1 pseudogene is annotated in these 422 nt (G+C 64.0%); it reads right to left on the bottom strand.

Annotated features, from left to right (window positions below):
• Positions 1 to 422, bottom strand: a pseudogene (locus GVL52_RS32330) (urea ABC transporter permease subunit UrtC); the annotation flags it as partial.

Genomic DNA, 422 nt, shown 5'->3' with positions numbered 1-422 from the left:
TGCGCATGTTCTGCGTGGCGATGGGCTGCCCCAGGATGCGCTTGAAGTCGGTGAAGCCGTTGTTGCCGCCGAAGCCGGTCTCGTTGCGGAAGAAGAGCAGCATGGCCGCATAGGTCATGGCCTGCGTGATGATGGAGAAGTACACGCCCTTGATGCGCGAGCGGAAGGCGAAGTAGCCGAACACGAAGGCCACCAGGCCCGGCACGGCCACGACCAGGACCAGCGTGGCGAGGAAGCTGTCCGAGAGCGCCCAGTGCCAGGGCAGCTCCTTCCAGTCCAGGAACACCATGAAGTCCGGCAGGTCGCTCTTGTAGTTGCCGTCACGGCCGATCTGGCGCATGAGGTACATGCCCATCACGTAGCCGCCCAGCGCGAAGAAGAGACCGTGGCCCAGGCTCAGGATGCCGGTGTAGCCCCAGATC

It is taken from the genome of Rhizobium sp. 18055 (assembly GCF_902706285.1).
In the GTDB taxonomy this organism is placed as follows: Bacteria; Pseudomonadota; Alphaproteobacteria; order Rhizobiales; family Rhizobiaceae; genus Rhizobium.
The sequence above is the reverse complement of the archived record's forward strand: the minus strand, read 5'-3'. Positions and strand labels throughout refer to the sequence as shown.